Consider the following 18,809-nt stretch of genomic DNA (forward strand, 5'->3'; position numbering starts at 1 on the left):
GGTATGCCCGAAGCTACACTTGGACAACTTATCCCTTGGCCCGACGACGAATCCTACGCCAATATTCCACCAGAAGATGCACTCGATCTTTTTCTTTCTTGGGTTGAATCGCAAGGCATTGAACCGTGGCCTCACCAGGAAGAAGCGCTCCTCGACCTTGCTGCGGGTGATCACGTTATTCTTGGTACTCCCACTGGTTCTGGTAAGTCCCTCGTAGCATTGGGCATGTGCTTTTGTGCAGTTTGCACAAATAGACGTGCGTTTTATACAGCACCCATAAAAGCTTTAGTATCCGAAAAGTTCTTCGATCTTGTGCACGTGTTTGGTCGCGATAACGTGGGCATGATAACGGGCGATGCATCCATCAATGCAGGCGCCCCTATCATTTGCTGTACAGCTGAAATTCTCGCCAATGATGCTCTTCGAGAAGGCAAAAACGCAGATATAGGCTGCGTAGCTATGGATGAGTTTCACTTCTATGCCGATCCAGACCGTGGCTGGGCATGGCAAGTTCCCCTCTTAGCGCTCCCCAATGTTCAGTTTTTGCTGATGAGCGCTACACTCGGAGACATCTCAGACATTGCTCACTCACTGGAACAGCGCACCGGACGCACCGTAGACTCCATCACCGATGCACCCCGACCGGTGCCACTTACCTATCGATTTGTAGACACGTCACTTGAAGGAACCGTAGAGCTCTCACTCCGCAATGGGGAAGCACCTATCTACGTTGTGCATTTTGCACAAGACGCTGCGTTAACCAGCGCGCAGGCTCTTGCGAGTTACGGTGTCTCCACGAAAGAGCAGCGCGAAGCTATCAAAGAAGCGATTAAAGGCACGCGCTTCACCACAGGTTTTGGCAAAACGTTGAAACGGCTTCTTGGTTGTGGCGTTGGCGTACATCATGCCGGCATGCTCCCCCGCTATCGACTTCTTGTTGAGAAACTCGCGCAGCAGGGACTCCTTCCTGTCATTTGCGGAACCGACACGCTTGGTGTTGGTATTAACGTGCCAATTCATACCGTTCTGTTTACCGCACTTTCAAAGTTTGACGGCAAACGCATGCGTCACCTCAACGCCCGAGAATTTCATCAAGTTGCAGGGCGCGCTGGTCGCTCTGGTTTTGATGATGAGGGCGTCGTTCTCGCAGAAGCCACACCCTACGATATTGAAAATGCCAAAGCCCTTGCAAAAGCAGGAGGCGATCCTAAACGCGCCCGGAAAATACATACGAAGAAACCTCCTGCAGGTTATGTTGGATGGAATCAGCAAACCTTTGAGCGTCTCGTAGCGGCTACGCCAGAGAAACTTCGTTCTCGAATGCGTATTACGCACGCCATGGTGCTTGCCGAAGTTGAACAAGGTGGCGATGCTTGGTCTCGTGTCCATGAACTTATCGATGCTTCTGCACAACCAGAGGAAGAAAAAATCCAACTCTCGAGTCGTGCAGATGAAATTTTTGCCACCCTTTTGGATGCGGGTGTCATTGTGAAAACTGAAGCTGAAGATGGCACAACACAGTGGTCGTGCACTGTAGATTTGCCAGATGATTTTGCACTAGACCAGCCTTTATCACCATTCTTATTAGCGGCACTTGAATTGCTTGATCCAGAATCAGATTCCTATGCACTCGATCTCATTTCTATGATCGAGGCAACATTGGAAGACCCATGGCAAATTTTGCGAGCACAAGAGCGTGAAGCACGCGATAAAGCCATGGCGAGTATGAAAGCTGAGGGTATAGATTACGAGGAGCGGTTGGAGCGTATTCAAGAGGTAACGTATCCCAAACCGCTCGAAGAACTCCTCGATGCAGCTTTTGAACGTTACTGCGCTGAAGTACCTTGGGCAAACGATTATGAGCTCAGTCCCAAATCGGTGCTGCGCGACATGATTGAGACTGCCTCCGATTTTAAGGAATACATTCGCCGCTATGGCATTGCTCGCTCTGAAGGTACCTTGCTGCGCTATCTTTCCGATGCATGGCGCGTGTTGGATAGAACCATTCCAACAAGCAAGTACGATGAGCGCCTTGAAGATATTGCCGCATGGCTTGGTCTGATGGTACGCACAGTAGACTCCAGCCTGGTGGATGAATGGAGCGGTACTACCTCCGAAGAAATAGATGCCGGCGCTGCCCCACAAGCTACCAACCAAGTAGTAAAAGACCGTCGAGGTCTTACGCTTCTGGTGAGAAATGCTCTTTTTTTGCGAGTACGCCTGGCAGCTTTGGGACGTACCGAAGACTTAGGCCAACTTGATGCTGACTGGGGCTGGCGAGAAGGTGCGTGGAAGCGTGCGCTTGATGCATTCTACGAAGTACATGACGAAATCTTGCTCGATGGAGATGCTCGCTCGAGCGCATTTCTCCAAATTGATGAAACAGCCGAGACGTCTGCTCACATTTGGCATGTACATCAAATCTTCCATGATGCCGATGGTGATGGCGACTTTGGCATTTGGGCCGATGTAGATCTGGATGCCACCCAAGATGAAGGAGAAGCACGTTTCTCAACGTATCACGTAGGCTTCGTCGAAGATGTTCTATAAGAAGATGTTTTTAAACAAAAAAATCGCCCCGTCAGGACGGCGAGGCGACTGGAGTTGGGAGCTATGTTAGTTCTTGAACTGCTTTAGTTGAAACTATGCAGTTGCAAGCTTCTCGTTGCGCTTCTTGAAGAACTTCATCAGTGCAACGAACAGGACAACCCAAACGATGAAGCAAATAATGCCAGGCAGGTGACCGGAAAGTGCGTTGGCAACAGACCAACGGAAGTCCGGAGTTTCGAGCGTAGCCCAGGTGATCATTGCGTTCTGATCGATACCCGCAAGGGAGTCCGGCGAGAACGTACGAGCAAGCTCAGTCAGATACGGTGCGAAGCTTGAAGAAGCCAGCAGGTAGACCGGAGTGACGATAATACCCTCGATAAGCATCTTTGTGAGGTTGCCACCGGTCATCATCAGCAGCACTGGTGCGAGGCAGATGTTGACGATACCAGCGAACGGCAGCACGGTGTTGCCAAGCGGGGTAAGCAGGAAGGCAAATACGAGCTCGAACGGGATGAGCAGAACGGTGGTAACCCAAAGCTCGTTGGAACCAGCAAGAATAGGCCAGTCAAGACCAATGATGAGCTGCTTGCCGGCGAAACGCTTCTTCATGAAGTCGCCCACTGCATCGGAGATGGGGGAAAGTGCCTGCATGAAGAGCTTAGAAACCATCGGGAAGAGCGTAAGAGCAGTAGCAGCCTGAATAGCAAGGGTCAGAGCAGCCTGAAGCTCACGATAAGCAACAGCACCAAGCAGAAGGCCGATGATGAAGCCCATGACAGAGTTCTCACCGAAGATACCAATCTTGCTGCGGAGCCATTTAGCGTCAACCTTGTTGTTCTCAATAGCAGGAATACGCTGAAGAATGAGCTCAAAAGGAAGCACGATGGTGCAGGTGAGCATCAGAGCATGCGGAACCGTAACGCCAGGAATGCCGGTAACATTCTCAATGGTGGGCTGAATAGCGTCACCAATCTTGAGCTCAGCGATGATCTGAATTGCAGCAGCAATGAAGCCCATAGCAATTGCAAGACCCTCAGCCATACCAGCAGAGCTGCAGAGATAGTACGTAATAACGCAGGTGCACAGCTTGGTCCAAGCGTTCCAAAGGTCAACGTTCAGAACGTTGGTGGTGTTCGTTGTCAGCATGATTGCATTGATGGCAATGAGCAGCGGGAAGCACAGAACACCATAGGGCCATGCCCAAGCAATAGCAGAAAGTGCAGGCCAGCCCACGTCAACTGTCGGCAGAGCAATGCCGGTTGCATCGGCAAGACCCTGTGCAGCCGGAGTAATGGCACCAGTCATGAAGTTAATAACAACATTCATGCCAGTAAAAGCAATGCCCAGCGTCAGTGCTGCAATGAATGCATCCGCAAACTTCATGCGGCAGAGCAGACCGATGATGAGCATAATGAGCGGCACGAATACCGCTGCGCCGAAGCCCAGAATGTACTGGACGACGTTATAGAGGACATCCATCCTTACGCTCTCTCCTTCCATGTCCTAAAAGCGAATCACGAAACAAACATAGCTACAGAATCTTCATCAGACCAGTCAAATGTTCTTCACGCTTCTATGAAAGAAATTGCGCTAACCGACTAAAACTTCCCTTCACCGAAAGTAAGTTGCGTGTAAAAGCCACTGATATTTCGGTCAACAAGTGTTTAATTAGGCAGTGTTTTATAGAGAGCTTGTAAGGTCATTCAGAGCACTCAGCAGTTAAGAAAAATGTTGCAAAACAATTGTGCGCACCTTTTCAAGAAGGGGATCTGAAGCGCCAACTCGCTGTTCTATCACCGGCATCAATTCATTCAGGAGTGCTTCTCCATCATCATGGTGATTACTTTGGCCTTGTCCTACAACATGCTTTTGAGATGCAGCCGTTATACTCCAACCAATGCCCATCTCATCAAGTTTTTGAGCAATGAGCGCAAGATCTCGTTCATCTAACACGGGATGAACAACGGCAAGGGGAATCTTACAATTTGTAAGTGGTGTCGTACTCACTACGAGATCTGCCGATGTTGTATCAATCGATTTTGCCTCATGTACACGCAGCAGTTTCACTACGCGCACACCAAATCTTCTGCGCAGTTGTTCTGCCATAAGATGCGCTGTGGTATCACCACCCGAACACACCACTACTACCCTTGGATAGCCTCGAACAACTTTCCAACGCTCAATAGCAGCACAGAAACAAAGGGTAATACCAGCAGCTTCATCATCTCCAAGAGGGCGTCCAATAATCGGTTCCACAAAAGTGAGTTCACTTTGAACTGCCTCTAAAATCCACGATTGATTTTGAGCAATTCCTCCTGCAATTGGATCATCAGCTTTGAGGGGTTCTGCAGAAACAAAGATCATGCCAAAATAGTTTGAGAGTTGTCCTAGAAGTTCCATATCGCCTTCTAAGCCAACTTCCAATCGCTGAGAAACCCCTCGAATAAAATTCTGAGCAATCTGGGTCACATTTGCTTTATCAACTTTTATTGCGCTCTTGTTGTGATAACGAAAGGTCTGAGCAACTGCCGTAAAGAAGAGTTCATCATCACTCGAAAGACTTACGTTACATTGCTGAGCCATGAGACTCATTATCTCGTGTTCATAAGGACCTACAAACTCGCGAGAACATCCTAAAAACTCGTCCTCTAAGCCATCAAGCGAGACGCCATTTTCAACACGAATAATCGTAATGATCAGAACGCACACTGCTGTTTGATAGTTCATATCAGGAAGCGAAATGCCAAACTTTTGTGAAGCTTCCTCTAAGACTTTTTGAGCAAGACGGGTCGCTTTTTGTATCTGCAGTTTTTCAGCCGAAGAAAGCCACAAACTCGAGACTGGATCCTTGCGCACTAACAGATCAACAAGAAACAAACGACGAGCGCTCTCAGGACCAATCGCTCGCATTCCTTTTCCTGCTTTCGATTCAACTTGGAGACCCGCAGTTACCACCGCTTGTTTGATGTCGGGCAAATCGTTTAAGACGGTAGTTCTGCTCACAGAAAAGATCTTTGCCAGTTCGTTGGTTGTAAGGTAATCACGACTGGCAATAAGAAGTGCAGCGCCAAAGACAGCACGCTCTTCGGATGAAAGCCTATAGGACACTGTGTCTGAAACATGCAAAGCCTTTTGTGCATGAGAAAAATCTGGGGGCAGAACGATTGCGCCACCTAAATCAAAGGTAAGCTCACCAATCCCTGCCTGTTTGAGCATGGCATTGAGCTGAGTTATATCGTTGCGTATGGTCCGCTCTGACACTCCATAACGCTTGGAAAGTTCTGACAAGCTTAGCGTATCAACAGAGTGGGCTAGGTCTTTCAAAATGAAAGCTATCCTTCTGTTCATCGCATACCACCACTTCACAACAAGAGCCGGCCCCAGGCGCATGTACTCACCAAGGAATTCCGGCTAAATTAAGATGTATTTCCTTTAGGGATAGGCATAATAGCCTATAGGTATACTACCCTGCACTTTGTAAGTCTTGCGAAATAGGAAGTTCGGATTTGCTTTGAGCAAACGGTTGATAGAAAGGTCTACTTTCATGGCAATTAACTACCAGAAGGCCCAATTTATTGCCTCCTACGGTACTATCGACCAGCTTCCCAAACCCAATGCACCAGAAATAGCGCTCGCCGGCCGTTCCAACGTTGGCAAGTCATCGCTGCTCAACGGTCTTGTTGGCCGCAAAGCTTTAGCCAAAGTCTCGTCGCAGCCAGGGAAAACAGCAAATATCAATTTCTTCCAGGTGGATCGAATTCACCTTGTGGATCTTCCTGGCTATGGTTTTGCACGTGTCAACCAAACCGAACGTCAGCGATGGGCAGATCTTATCTCTGGTTACTTTGAATCCGATCGCCCTCTTAAGCTCGTTTGTGTTTTGGTAGATATACGCCATGAGGCGCAAAAGCTCGATATTCAAATGCTTTCCTACATTGCAGAATTACAACTGCCGCATGTTATTGTTCTGACCAAAGCAGATAAGCTCACTCGCTCCAAACAGCAAAGACAAGCCTCAGTACTTGCTCGCTCTTTTGGACTTGAGCCAGAGGATATGGTTATTACCTCATCTGCAACACATCAGGGAATTGATGAACTTAAGCAACGAATAGAACTGGCCTGTTTGTAAGAACGCTTTTGCGCTACGATGGTATGTCCATTTTTCTGCTATTGGAGGTCTCATGGACAGCCATCCCTCAGCTGTTTCTGAATCATCTGTTGTATCTGACAATGAACAGAAAGATCTTTCGACCGATCCTGTCTATAGAGAAGAACAGGCGTACCTTTCTGAGGTATATGCAAAACTTGAACGCATGCGTGACGAGATCGGCGAGGAGCTCGAAACTGGTCATGCCGGCGCTGCTCAAGACCTCAAAGACTTGAGCGAAGAGATTCGCATCGACTTTGGCGGTGCAGATGAAACTATGGAAACACTGGCTGCCATCGAGACGCTCAACAGCGTTATTGATGCGTATAACCAGTATCACGACTTTACAACCGATAAGCTCCGCCGCGTTCTTCTGCTCTTACAGCGTCCTTATTTCGCTAAGGTTCGCCTTCGTATGAGGCCAGGACGTCCCCCGCGCGATATTTATATCGGTGCTGTTGGTATTACCGATGAGAAACGCCGTCCGCTTATTGTCGACTGGCGAAGCCCCGTTGCTGAAACCTATTACAACCAGGAGATGGGTGATACCTCATATGAGGTAGATGGTCGTACACGTCACGTTACGCTTGAGCTCAGACGTCAGTTTGAGATTACCCGCGACCATCTTGACATGTACTTCGATACCACCGTAGCTATTCAAGACTCGTTACTTCTCGAGAGTCTTCGTCGGCACCACACCGAAAAGCTCCAGGCCATTACAGCAACGATTCAGCGTGAGCAGAACGAAGTTATTCGTCATAAAGATATTGACGTTCTTATCGTTAATGGTGTTGCTGGTTCCGGTAAAACCTCAGTAATGCTGCAGCGCATTGCATACCTGCTCTATCGTGAGCGAGAAACACTCAGCCCTGACCAGGTGTTTCTCTTCACTCCCAACGATGTCTTCGAGAGCTATATCGATACTGTTCTCCCCTCTTTGGGAGAAGCAAATCCACAGGTGCGTACCTGGCGTTCCTTCTTGACCGAGCTCGGTCTTTCTGAACGAGGAACGGGTGCTGATGACAATCCTCAGATATTGCTTGATCTCGATCAAGGCTTGAAAGATTTGGTACTTGAGCCCGACGACTTCCATGAAATCGCTGTTGATGGTCGCGTATTGCTTAAAACGTCCCAAGTGGTAAGTGCCGCAGAGAAATTCGAACGCTTTGGTGTATGCCCTCGCTTCTCATCGCTTGTCAAAGATGATCTGCATGAGCGTTTGGAGCGGCGCCTTACTTCATTGTCGAAAGATGCCGATCTCCAGGAAGAAGTGCTCAGCCTCAATATCGACGAACAAATCGAAGCTTTTGGTGAAACCATCAACCCGCTCGATGAGGACGAAACTATCCGTTGGACAAGGGCCTATCTCACCCCTCAATTTGAACGTGCACACGAGCTTGTTGAGCGGGGCGATTGGCTCAGGGTAGATCGTATTGGTATGCGCATCCTGGGAACACGCGGCTTATCGGCAGCAGCATGGCTGTATCTTAAGATCGCAATTACGGGAAATAGCGCTAAGAACGTTCGCTATGTCCTTATTGACGAGGTGCAAGATTACACTGAAACGCAACTGCTTGTTCTTGCACGGTATTTCTCACAAGCACACTTTATGCTCCTCGGTGATGAGTTCCAGGCAATTCGTGAAGGCACTGCATCCTTCCCCCAAATCCGTAACGTTTTTGCTGCAGATGGCAAACGCGAGGTCGAAGAAGTAGAACTGCTCACAAGCTACCGTTCTTCACCTGAGATTACCGACTTATTTGCAAGTCTTCTGCCTCAGGATAAGCAGGTGCGTCTTACCTCGGTTCATCCTTCCGGTATTGCGCCTGTTATCTCTGAGTTTGTTGATGGTTCTATCAGCGATGAAGGGCGCGCGAAATATCTGAGTGCCCTTCGCGAAGAAGTTGCTAACGCTTCAGATCAAGAAGGACTCACGGCAATTATTACGCTCGATCGAGGACGTATGGGGTGGTTGGCAAAGCAGCTCGGAGATACCGTTCGAGTAATGCACCGTGACGACACGCTTCCAGCAGATGGAGTGGTCCTGCTCGATCTCACCCTTGCTAAAGGCCTCGAGTTCGACGGAGTTATTATTCCCGATGCACAAGCAGATGTGTATCCAGATGAGCCACTCGCACGTCGACGTCTTTATACCGCCATCTCTCGCGCTATGCACCGTGTAACCATTCTTTCTCAAGGAAAGATAACGCCGCTGCTTTCTTTGTAGTTCAAAATCTATTTACAGAGCTAAGCAAGCCTGCTATTTACAATCAAAAACTTGCTACAAAAAGAGCCCGCCGATTTCTCGACGGGCTCTCATTCTTAATGCAGCTATGTGCACATACACAGACTATTCGTCAGCGTAAAGATCCTTGAGCTTGATCAGGTGTGCATAGCGTGCCATTGCGGCTTCCTCATTCTCGGCGAAGAGTTCCTTAGCGCGCTCGGGGAAGGAGCGGGTAAGCGAAGCATAGCGAGCCTCGTTCATCAGGAAGTCCTGATAGCCCTCTTTCGGCTCCTTGGAATCGAGCGAGAACTTCTTGCCGTCTGGAGCAGCCGGGTTGAAGCGGAAGAGGTTCCAGTAGCCGCACTCGACAGCCTTCTTCATCTCGGCCTGGCAGTTCTGCATACCACCCTTCTTGATGGAGTGCATCTCGCAGGGGCTGTAGCCTATGATGAGGGAAGGACCATCGTAAGCCTCGGCCTCATGGATTGCCTTGAGCGTCTGAGCGGGGTTGGCGCCCATAGCAACCTGAGCTACGTATACATAGCCATAGGTCATAGCAATCTCAGCAAGGCTCTTCTTCTTCGTGGTCTTACCAGCTGCAGCAAACTGTGCAACCTGGCCAAGGTTGGAGGACTTGGAAGCCTGGCCGCCGGTGTTGGAGTAAACCTCGGTGTCAAAGACGAAGACGTTTACATCGTTACCGGAAGCAAGAACGTGGTCGAGACCACCGAAGCCGATGTCATAAGCCCAGCCGTCGCCACCGAAGATCCAGAAGGACTTCTTGGTGAGATAAGCCTTGTCGGCCAGAACAGCCTTGGCCTTCTTGCAATCAGACTTCTCGAGCTCAGCAACGTATGCTTCGGCTGCAGCCTTGCTGGCCTTGGCGTCCTTGCGGACCTCAAGCCAAGCAGTTGCGGCGGTCTTCAGCTCATCGGAAGCCTTATCGCACTGCAGAATCTCCTCGGTCTCAGCAACAATCTTGTCCTGGACGGCCTGATAACCAAGGGCGAGACCAAGACCGTGCTCAGCGTTGTCCTCGAACAGCGAGTTATTCCATGCAGGGCCATGGCCGCAGGCATTAACGGTAAACGGTGAAGTTGCTGCTGGGTTGCCCCAAATTGAAGAGCAGCCAGTAGCGTTGGAGATAAACATACGGTCGCCGCAGACCTGTGTGATGAGACGTGCATAAGCGGTCTCAGCGCAGCCGGCGCAAGAGCCGGAGAACTCGAGATAGGGCTTAGCATACTGGCTGCCCTTAACGTTGGCAGCAACAAGCTCGCTCTTCTCGGAGACCTTGTTAACGGCGTAATCCCAAACAGGTGCCTGATCGAGCTCGGACTCCTGCGGAACCATGGTAAGGGCGTCCTTCGGGCAGACCTTGGTGCAGTTGGTGCAGCCCATGCAGTCGAGCGGGCTTACAGCCATGGTGAAGGTGTAGCCGGTGCCCTTGGGGATCGTAAGGTCGATACGACGCATGTTCTCGGGTGCAGCAGCCTGCTCCTCGGCGTTCATAACGATCGGGCGAATCGTGGCGTGCGGGCACACGAATGAGCACTGGTTGCACTGGATGCACTTGGTCTCATCCCAATGCGGAACCATAACGGCAACGCCGCGCTTCTCGTACTGAGAAGCACCGAGCTCCCACTGGCCGTCTGCGTAATCAACAAACTTGGAGACAGGCAGGGAGTCGCCGTCCATACGGTTAATGGGCTCCATGAGCTCACGGACCTGCTTGATGATTGCCTCACGGCCCTCAAGCGTAAGCTTCTTGGGCTCGTCGGTGGCGTCTGCCCAGTCTGCAGGAACTTCGAACTCACGGAATGCAGTTGCGCCAGCGTCAATAGCCTTCCAGTTGGCCTCGACGATGCTCTGGCCCTTCTTGGCGTAGGACTTCTCAGCAGCATCCTTCATGTACTGGATAGCATCCTCAGCGGGAAGCACCTGTGCCAGGGAGAAGAATGCGGACTGGAGCACCGTGTTGGTGCGCTTGCCCATGCCGACCTTCTCTGCCAGGTCAATAGCATCGATGAGGTACACCTTGATGTTGTTCTGAGCGATATAACGCTTAGCAACAGCTGGCAGGTGAGAAGCAAACTCTTCGTCAGACCACTGGCAGTTTACCAGGAAGGTACCGCCCGGCTTGACATCGCGGACCATGGGGAAGCCCTTGATGATGTAAGAGGGGTTGTGGCAAGCAACGAAGTTGGCCTTGTTGATGTAGTACGGCGAACGAATGGGGGAATCACCAAAGCGCAGGTGCGAAATGGTTACGCCGCCCGTCTTCTTTGAGTCGTACTGGAAGTAAGCCTGAACGTACTTGTCGGTATGGTCGCCGATGATCTTGATGGAGTTCTTGTTGGCACCAACGGTACCATCGCCACCAAGACCCCAGAACTTGCACTCAATGGTGCTCGGATCGGCAGTATTGGGAGCGTCAGGATCCATGGGCAGGGAGAGGTTGGTAACGTCATCCTCGATGCCGATGGTGAACTCACGCTTGGGCTCGTCAGCCTCAAGCTCCTTGTATACAGCAAAGGCTGCTGCAGGAGGCTCGTCCTTAGAACCAAGACCATAACGGCCACCAACAACGGTAATGCCGGTCTTACCACTCTCATACAGAGCAGTAATAACGTCCTCGTAGAGCGGCTCGCCAATGGAACCCGGCTCCTTGGTGCGGTCGAGAACAGCAATCTTCTTGACGGTCTCAGGAAGAGCAGCGACGAAGTCCTCAATGGACCACGGACGATACAGACGGACCTTGACCAGGCCGACCTTCTCACCATGAGCGTTGAGGTAATCGATAACCTCTTCAAGGGTGTCGCAGAACGAACCCATGCACACGACGACGCGATCAGCGTCGTCAGCGCCATAGTAGTCGAACAGGTGATAGCTGGTGCCAAGCTTCTCGTTGATCTTGTCCATGTAGGACTGAACAACGGCGGGCAGAGCGTCATAGGCCTTGTTGCAAGCCTCACGATGCTGGAAGAAGATGTCGCCGTTCTCATGGGAGCCGCGTGCATGCGGATGCTCCGGATTGAGGGCGTGATCGCGGAACGCCTGGACAGCGTCCATGTCGAGCATGTCCTTCAGATCGTCGAAGTCCCAAACAGCAACCTTCTGAATCTCGTGAGAAGTGCGGAAGCCGTCAAAGAAGTTCAGGAACGGAACCTTGCCCTCAATAGCTGCAAGGTGAGCAACGGGTGCGAGATCCATTACTTCCTGGACATTGCCCTCAGCGAGCATGGCAAAGCCGGTCTGACGGCAAGCCATAACATCGGAGTGATCGCCGAAAATGTTAAGCGCGTGGGAGGCAACCGTACGAGCCGACACATGGAAAACGCCCGGCAGGCCCTCGCCAGCGATCTTATACATATTCGGGATCATGAGGAGCAGACCCTGCGACGCTGTATAGGTGGTCGTAAGAGCACCAGCGCCAAGTGAGCCGTGAACGGTGCCAGCGGCGCCCGCCTCAGACTCCATCTCGACAACCTTTACCGGTGTGCCAAAGACGTTCTTCATGCCCTGGGCTGCCCACTGATCAACGTGGTCGGCCATGGGGCTGGATGGGGTGATCGGGTAGATGCCCGCCACCTCAGTGAACGCATACGAGACGTACGCCGCCGCCTCGTTGCCGTCCATGGACTTAAATTTCCTCTCCATTATCCCCTCTCCTTCAACGCAAGGCGTTACCGCCAGTCGGCAACTGCCCCTCGCAATGGTTTATCGACCGCCAGACACCGTTACCCTCAACGATGGATCGATCGTATACATATGTAACACGATTGTACCGCGTTCGATTGTCTCAACAACGGCAGTTCGTAAGCTTTATTGTCTGTAAGCACGATTGTCCGTTGAGGACTCACATTATTATCCCTGTTCGTTGACAAAATTCGTTACCTTTCAAAAGCGTAACCATGTCGTAAGACAATTCGATGGCTGTTGAGAAGAGCGGGCGCGAGGATATAAACGTACTGCTCACACGGGTCACACATTGACCCTGAAAGGAGGCTGTTATGTCCAACCATTTCGCACCCAGTCCGGCACAGGGGGCATCCTACGCGCCGGAATCTGGGGCTGGTTCTTCTCAACATTTACATGTCGTACCTACGAGTTCTACATCACACCAACAAAAAGCTGCAGAGCCCCCAATTCTTTCGGTAAGTCACCTTGAGAAGATCTATGGTGGCCGTGGAAATATCACCCATGCCCTTACGGATGTTTCATTCAATGTGTGCCGCGGAGAGTTTATTGCCATTATGGGAGCATCGGGATCAGGAAAATCCACCTTGCTCAACTGCATTTCTACGATTGATACGGCAACCAGTGGTCATGTTTGGCTTAACGGGGCCGATGTGACTGCTCTCAAAAGTCGACAGCTTGCAAGATTCCGTCGTGAACAGCTCGGGTTTGTCTTTCAAGACTCAAACCTTCTCGACACCCTTACAGCGCGTGAGAATATAGCGCTTCCCCTTACCATTGGTCATGTTCCTGCTGCTCAATGCCTTGAGCGCGTCAACGCAGTTGCACGGCGGCTCAATATAGAAAATACCCTTGATAAATTCCCCTATCAGTTATCCGGTGGACAGCAGCAACGTGTTTCGGCGGCGCGCGCCCTTGTTACCGACCCTGCCATAATTATGGCAGACGAGCCAACTGGAGCTTTAGATTCGAAAAACGCTCGCTTGCTCTTGGAGTGCTTCGAAACGCTCAACACGCGTGATAATGCTACGGTTCTTATGGTGACACACGACTCTTTTGCCGCCAGCTATGCTCAGCGAGTCATTTTTATTCGTGACGGTAAGATTTTCACTGAGATCCGTCGTGGAGATACTCCCAGACGCACATTCTTCGATCGCATTATCGAGGTCGTTGCCATGATGGGTGGTGAAGGCTCCGATGCTCTTTAGGATTGCACTTTCTAACATCCGTCGAGCAGGCCGCGATTATCTGGTGTATTTCCTCACCCTCGCCCTTGCTGTAACGGTGTTTTACGCTTTTAATACCATTTCTTTCCAGGTTGATATTGCCGGTGTGGGCAGTAAAAATCCCGGTATGGGCACGCTTTTAGGCTCTATTATTTCTGGCCTCACCATATTTCTCGCTTTTGTAATGGGTTTTCTGTTGGTCTATGCCAACAACTACATCATGAGAAGGCGTAAGCGCGAATTTGGCTTATATCAAGTCTTAGGTATGAGTCGTGGACAAGTTGCTCGCATCATGACACTTGAAACAATCTTCGTTTCTTTTGCAGCACTGATTGTGGGCATCGTTTTAGGTATTGCTCTTTCGCAGATAATGGTGTTTTTCACCGCCTCGATCTTTAAAACTCAAATAGCAAACTTTCACTTCTTCATCTCCTTTCAAGCGCTTATCACCACAGTTGGATGCATGATTGCGATTTTTCTTGTTACGCTCGTTTTTAATTTGCGCGTTGTAAGGAAAGCCAAAGTCATCGATCTTATGAGCGCAGATCGCAGAAACGAAACTATTAAGGTTCGTAATGCTTGGGTTTCTGCAGTTATTTTTATTATTGGTGCTGTGGCAATAGGAATTGCCTACGCGCGCTTACTCAAAGATGGACTCCCGGTAAATGGCGCAGCCGAAGAAATGAATGCGTTTTTCCTTACTACCGGCATTGTGGTTGTTGGCACCATTCTGTTCTTCTACGGCTTTTCGGGGTTTCTTCTCAAAGCACTTCAGGCAACAAAGGGGCTGTATTGGCGTGGTCTCAATATGGTCACCCTGCGGCAGCTGTCAGCTCGTGTGAACACCGTCAGCCTCTCTATGGCCGTTATCTCTATGATTCTCTTTTTGGCACTCACAGCAGTAAGCACCGGCATGTCTCTGGCAGACGTGATGAATAACTCTGTTGAGAGAGGCACGCCCGTAGACTATTCTCGTACGCTCGTTTATCTCGGCGATGATTCGGCTGCAGAAATGAATGAAATGGCAGCCGCAGATCCCGATGGATCCCCAACCTATGCAGTTGCCAACACTCCCATAGATATGATGGAAGCCAGCAAGAACGACGTAGTCAATCCCGACACACCGGATGCCCATCCGTTTGATCTTTCAAAAATTGTCGGAAGCTATGTACAAGTAAATGCCTATGACTCCACGCCTCGCGGTGCCACTATGCCTCTCATTACCCTTAAAGATCTCTGCGATATGACAGGTTCTCCTCTGCCAGCAGGAACAGAGAGTTCTGATGTCACATCACTTGGCTTGATGGTCGTGAAAGAGAGTAACTACAACGAGTATTTGCGCTTCCGCGGAATGGACGAGATTAACCTCCACGGCAATGGCTATCTCATTCTTTCTGACATGGGAGGGGATCTCCAAAACATATATAACAAGATCTTGAGCCAGCATACTGAGCTCACCCTAGGTGGACATACGCTTACACCCATTGCGGATAGCGTACCTGCAGAGGCCAGCGTTTTTATCAATGCCATGATGGGCATGAACTCAGGAACTATCGTATTGCCCGATGCCTTAGTGGACGATCTCAATCTCCCTCTCTATAACAGCTATTTGCTGCTCAACTACGCCGATAACGTTTCCACTGAAGAGGGCGACGAATATATATCTGAATATCGGGACTACGGCGAAGGTGTCAAAGACACATCTGGCAACGTTGTTGGAACATGGGGAACAGAAGCCAGCCGCACACAAACCTATGAGAGCGTAGACTCCATGAATGGTCTTATCAGCTACCTGGCAATTTATATTGGATTTGTCCTGGTTCTTGCATGCGCAGCAATTCTAACCATTCAGCAACTTTCTGGCGTTGCAGAAGCGAGCTCCAATTATCGCATCCTTGCAGAATTGGGAACTGCAACATCTCAGATGCATCACTCAATCTTTGCTCAGCAAACCATTTTCTTCCTTTTCCCACTTGTTATCGGAGCAGCTCACAGTGCCATTGCTCTATCGGTAATTGTTAAGTTAGTTTCGCTGTTTGGCGGACTCACTATTGCCGGATCCGCCGGCATGACCGTTGCGATTTTCTTGGTTGCTTACGGCGGATACTTCCTGCTCACCTATGCAATGAGCAAAGGCATCGTCCGTGATGCTGTGCACCTGCGGCATAGCCTGTAGTAACAACTGCTAAATAAGGCGCAAGTCTTTTCAAAGAGACCTGCGCCTTTCTTTTTACTCTTCGAAGTAATGCATCTTATTTGTTGGGAACTCAATCGTGACGCTGAAACCCTCACCTTCAACTGAATGAGCACGTACCCCTAAGCCCATCTTGTTACATAAACGAGCAACTAACCAAAGCCCTAATCCAGTAGAGCGCTTATGTGTTCGACCATTCTCGCCGGTAAAACCTCGCTCGAACACACGTGAGAGATCTGCTGGAGAAGTTCCGCATCCATTATCTGCAATCGTAAGATCAACACGCTCAGAAGCAGTCCCCTCCCCGAGCAAGCAAGCCGAAAAACTAATGTATGGCCCCTCGGGAGTATCTGGCTCAGCATAACGAACACTATTCTGCAGCACCTGTCCGATGATAAATTCGAGCCACTTATCATCGCAAAAGACCGCCAGATCAAGACCGTCTTCGAGCTTGGGTGTTATGTGAGCTGTTATCAACTCGTGAGCATTGGTACGCAAAGCTGATGACACAATATCGCGCAGCACATATCGTCTCACCAAATAATCGCGTTCAACTGACTCTGACCGTGCATAATACAGTGCCTGCTCAACGTAGTTCTCTACACGGGAAAGTTCATCTTTAAGGGCAATCAAACGATCTGGATCCTCGGCTGCAAGCAGCGGATCATCGTGCAAGTTATCAACCATAAGATGCGCAGCGGCCAACGGTGACTTTGCCTCATGAACCCATGTCTCAACATATGAGCGATAGTCTTCGATTTGCCGACGAACTTCTGCGGCTTCATCACTTGTTACTTTTGCCATTGCATTCAACGCTTCGAGCGCAATACGACCTTCGGGAAAATCGGGTTCCTCAATGAGCGTTGGAATCATACGCGGATTATCGAGCAGTCGTCTCATATCTACTAAGTCATCGTAAAAACGCCGTTCACGAGCGTATTCGATACCTAATAAGCAACACCATGCTGCACCAATAAGCAAACAAATAAAAACAACAAGCTGATCATTCGCGCCTATTGCGCATAGCACCAGCACTACCAACGCTTCCAGTAGTGCAAGGAGCATTAAAGCCCATAAACGAGAACGAAGGTACTCAGTGATACTCATGGACACACCTGCAGTCGATAGTTACACGGAATAACCCATACCACGATGTGTAGTAAGAAACCCCTGCAACCCAATTTTAGTAAGCGTATTGCGCAGTCGATTTACATTGACCGTAAGGGTATTGTCATCAATAAAGACGTCGGAATCCCAAAGATCTCTCATAAGCTCTTCTCGAGAAACAATCGCACCTGCGCGTTTCATAAGCAACGATAAGATCTTCAGTTCATTTTTTGTAAGCTCAACCGTTGCGCCATTGAAAGACACCTCGGAACGAGAGAGATTGAGACGCACACCCTTATATTCCACAGTTGCCTTAGCCAAAGCTGCGCCAGAGCGACGCAAAGCTGCGCTGATGTGTGCAAGTAAGACGCGGGAGCTATATGGCTTCGCAATAAAGTCATCGGCTCCCAGCGTCATACTCATGACCTCATCAACTTCAGTTGTACGAGAAGTAAGTACGATGATTGGCACCTCAGAAGACTGGCGTATTTCTCGGCAAATAAGCTGACCATCGGTTTGTGGCAGCGATAAGTCCAGCAGGACAAGATCACTAGCCGAGGCAAGTGCCTCGGCTGCGGCGTTATCAAATGACTCACACCAAGCCACCTCATATCCCTCACGGTTAAGTAAGGTGATGAGTTCGCCTCTAATTGCTTCGTCATCTTCAACAATGTAAATACGCGCCAAAAGGAGTTCTCCTACTCGCTACAAGAAAAGCCAACCGCTCCTTCAAGAAAAGCTTTTGCTACCAGGACAACAACTCGCATCCCTTATCGGTTACCACGAGCTGAACCTCCCACTGAGCGGAGTCTGATCCATCAGCTGTGCGAACGGTCCATCCATTGGGATCGCTCATATCAATTGACGCTCCACCAGCATTGACCATAGGCTCAATCGTAAAGCACATGCCTGGAACAAGCACGACGCCGGTATCTGGCTCACCAACAAAACCAACAAAGGGCTCTTCGTGGAATTCAAGACCAATGCCGTGTCCGCCAAACTCACGTACGACGTTATATCCATGGGACTCGACTACCGTTTGCACCGCATGGGCAACATCACCCATATGGCCCCATGGACGCACTGCATCAATACCTGCTTGCATTGCCTCACGGGTTACCTCGACCAGCCGACGCCGCTCTTCAGAAACTTCGCCGATGCAAAACATGCGCGATGAGTCTGAATAGAAGCCATCTAGGATGGTCGAACAGTCCACATTTACAATATCGCCCTCACGAAGGACTACCTCAGACGATGGAATGCCATGGCACACCTCATCGTTTACCGACGTACACACACTCTTTGGATAGCCTTCGTAATTCAAATCTGCAGGGACACCGCCATGTTCAACGGTGTAGTCGTAAATCCATTGGTCAATCTCAGCTGTGGTAACGCCAGGTCCAATTTTCTCTCCCACATAATCCAGCACGCCAATATTGATAGCAGCACTGCGCTTAATACTCTCAATATCTGCAGCCGTTTTGAGTAGGCTTCTGTGTGGCACTTCCTCACCCTGCTCAAAGAGCTCTTGCAGACGCTCGTCACACGCCCAATGACACTTCTTATACTTCTTGCCACTGCCACACCAACATGGATCATTACGTCCAGGTTCTGGTCCGCCATCATACATAGTCATGAAAAAGTGCCTCTTTCCGAAAA

At 50.0% G+C, this 18,809-nt stretch carries 11 protein-coding genes; 5 read left to right on the forward strand and 6 right to left on the reverse strand.

Annotated elements, in window-relative coordinates:
- Positions 1-3 precede the first annotated feature (3 nt).
- Complete coding sequence (locus ACQY6Y_RS01710) at positions 4-2,550, forward strand: DEAD/DEAH box helicase (protein WP_428378580.1); 2,547 nt, start codon at positions 4-6, stop codon at positions 2,548-2,550.
- Positions 2,551-2,643: 93 nt separating this feature from the next.
- Here the strand turns inward: ACQY6Y_RS01710 and ACQY6Y_RS01715 are convergent, their stop codons facing one another.
- Together ACQY6Y_RS01715 and ACQY6Y_RS01720 are read right to left on the reverse strand one after the other, a co-directional pair.
- Positions 2,644-4,029 (reverse strand): PTS galactitol transporter subunit IIC, encoded by a 1,386-nt coding sequence (locus tag ACQY6Y_RS01715; protein ID WP_428378581.1) that lies wholly within the window; start codon positions 4,027-4,029, stop codon positions 2,644-2,646.
- 240 nt (positions 4,030-4,269) lie between these two features.
- Positions 4,270-5,940, reverse strand: a complete 1,671-nt coding sequence (locus ACQY6Y_RS01720) for a BglG family transcription antiterminator (RefSeq protein ID WP_428378582.1) — start codon at positions 5,938-5,940, stop codon at positions 4,270-4,272.
- 154 nt (positions 5,941-6,094) lie between these two features.
- On the opposite strand from ACQY6Y_RS01720, the gene yihA reads away from it, so the two are divergent.
- Positions 6,095-6,679: a ribosome biogenesis GTP-binding protein YihA/YsxC gene (gene yihA, locus ACQY6Y_RS01725; protein ID WP_428378583.1), complete on the forward strand. Its 585-nt coding sequence runs from the start codon at positions 6,095-6,097 to the stop codon at positions 6,677-6,679.
- A 52-nt stretch (positions 6,680-6,731) separates the two neighbouring features.
- Complete coding sequence (locus ACQY6Y_RS01730) at positions 6,732-8,924, forward strand: HelD family protein (RefSeq protein ID WP_428378584.1); 2,193 nt, start codon at positions 6,732-6,734, stop codon at positions 8,922-8,924.
- Positions 8,925-9,047: 123 nt separating this feature from the next.
- Here ACQY6Y_RS01730 and nifJ read toward each other — a convergent pair whose 3' ends face one another.
- Positions 9,048-12,584 carry a pyruvate:ferredoxin (flavodoxin) oxidoreductase gene (nifJ, locus tag ACQY6Y_RS01735; RefSeq protein WP_428378585.1) on the reverse strand — a complete coding sequence of 1,179 codons (3,537 nt, stop codon included), beginning with the start codon at positions 12,582-12,584 and terminating at the stop codon, positions 9,048-9,050.
- A gap of 353 nt (positions 12,585-12,937) precedes the next feature.
- Between nifJ and ACQY6Y_RS01740 the strand changes: the two genes are divergently transcribed.
- Both ACQY6Y_RS01740 and ACQY6Y_RS01745 read left to right on the forward strand, forming a co-directional pair.
- Positions 12,938-13,831 carry an ABC transporter ATP-binding protein gene (locus ACQY6Y_RS01740; RefSeq protein WP_428378586.1) on the forward strand — a complete coding sequence of 298 codons (894 nt, stop codon included), beginning with the start codon at positions 12,938-12,940 and terminating at the stop codon, positions 13,829-13,831.
- Entirely contained in the window at positions 13,821-16,025 is a 2,205-nt protein-coding gene (locus ACQY6Y_RS01745) for an ABC transporter permease (RefSeq protein ID WP_428378587.1), read from the forward strand. Before ACQY6Y_RS01740 ends, ACQY6Y_RS01745 begins: the two co-directional genes overlap by 11 nt.
- A 54-nt stretch (positions 16,026-16,079) precedes the next feature.
- Here the strand turns inward: ACQY6Y_RS01745 and ACQY6Y_RS01750 are convergent, their stop codons facing one another.
- Genes ACQY6Y_RS01750 through ACQY6Y_RS01760 form a run of 3 tightly spaced genes read right to left on the reverse strand, consistent with a single transcriptional unit; the run spans position 16,080 to position 18,786 of the window.
- Positions 16,080-17,150 carry a sensor histidine kinase gene (locus ACQY6Y_RS01750; RefSeq protein WP_428378588.1) on the reverse strand — a complete coding sequence of 357 codons (1,071 nt, stop codon included), beginning with the start codon at positions 17,148-17,150 and terminating at the stop codon, positions 16,080-16,082.
- Between the two features lie 21 nt (positions 17,151-17,171).
- The gene (locus ACQY6Y_RS01755; protein WP_428378589.1) at positions 17,172-17,837 is read right to left on the reverse strand and encodes a response regulator transcription factor; all 666 of its coding nucleotides are present in this window, start codon (positions 17,835-17,837) and stop codon (positions 17,172-17,174) included.
- Positions 17,838-17,895: 58 nt separating this feature from the next.
- Positions 17,896-18,786, reverse strand: coding sequence for a methionyl aminopeptidase (locus ACQY6Y_RS01760; protein WP_428378590.1), 891 nt, complete (start codon positions 18,784-18,786; stop codon positions 17,896-17,898).
- Positions 18,787-18,809 lie beyond the last annotated feature (23 nt).

This window comes from Olsenella sp. Marseille-QA0557, assembly GCF_965119725.1.
Classification (GTDB): Bacteria; Actinomycetota; Coriobacteriia; order Coriobacteriales; family Atopobiaceae; genus Coprovicinus; species Coprovicinus avistercoris.

What these genes read in the sequence shown, in the direction of transcription:
- ACQY6Y_RS01710 (WP_428378580.1), top strand. Translation starts at nt 4, where the DNA reads ATGCCCGAAGCTACACTTGGACAACTTATCCCTTGGCCCGACGACGAA.
- ACQY6Y_RS01715 (WP_428378581.1), bottom strand. Translation starts at nt 4,029, where the DNA reads ATGGATGTCCTCTATAACGTCGTCCAGTACATTCTGGGCTTCGGCGCA.
- ACQY6Y_RS01720 (WP_428378582.1), bottom strand. Translation starts at nt 5,940, where the DNA reads ATGCGCCTGGGGCCGGCTCTTGTTGTGAAGTGGTGGTATGCGATGAAC.
- yihA (WP_428378583.1), top strand. Translation starts at nt 6,095, where the DNA reads ATGGCAATTAACTACCAGAAGGCCCAATTTATTGCCTCCTACGGTACT.
- ACQY6Y_RS01730 (WP_428378584.1), top strand. Translation starts at nt 6,732, where the DNA reads ATGGACAGCCATCCCTCAGCTGTTTCTGAATCATCTGTTGTATCTGAC.
- nifJ (WP_428378585.1), bottom strand. Translation starts at nt 12,584, where the DNA reads ATGGAGAGGAAATTTAAGTCCATGGACGGCAACGAGGCGGCGGCGTAC.
- ACQY6Y_RS01740 (WP_428378586.1), top strand. Translation starts at nt 12,938, where the DNA reads ATGTCCAACCATTTCGCACCCAGTCCGGCACAGGGGGCATCCTACGCG.
- ACQY6Y_RS01745 (WP_428378587.1), top strand. Translation starts at nt 13,821, where the DNA reads ATGCTCTTTAGGATTGCACTTTCTAACATCCGTCGAGCAGGCCGCGAT.
- ACQY6Y_RS01750 (WP_428378588.1), bottom strand. Translation starts at nt 17,150, where the DNA reads ATGAGTATCACTGAGTACCTTCGTTCTCGTTTATGGGCTTTAATGCTC.
- ACQY6Y_RS01760 (WP_428378590.1), bottom strand. Translation starts at nt 18,786, where the DNA reads ATGACTATGTATGATGGCGGACCAGAACCTGGACGTAATGATCCATGT.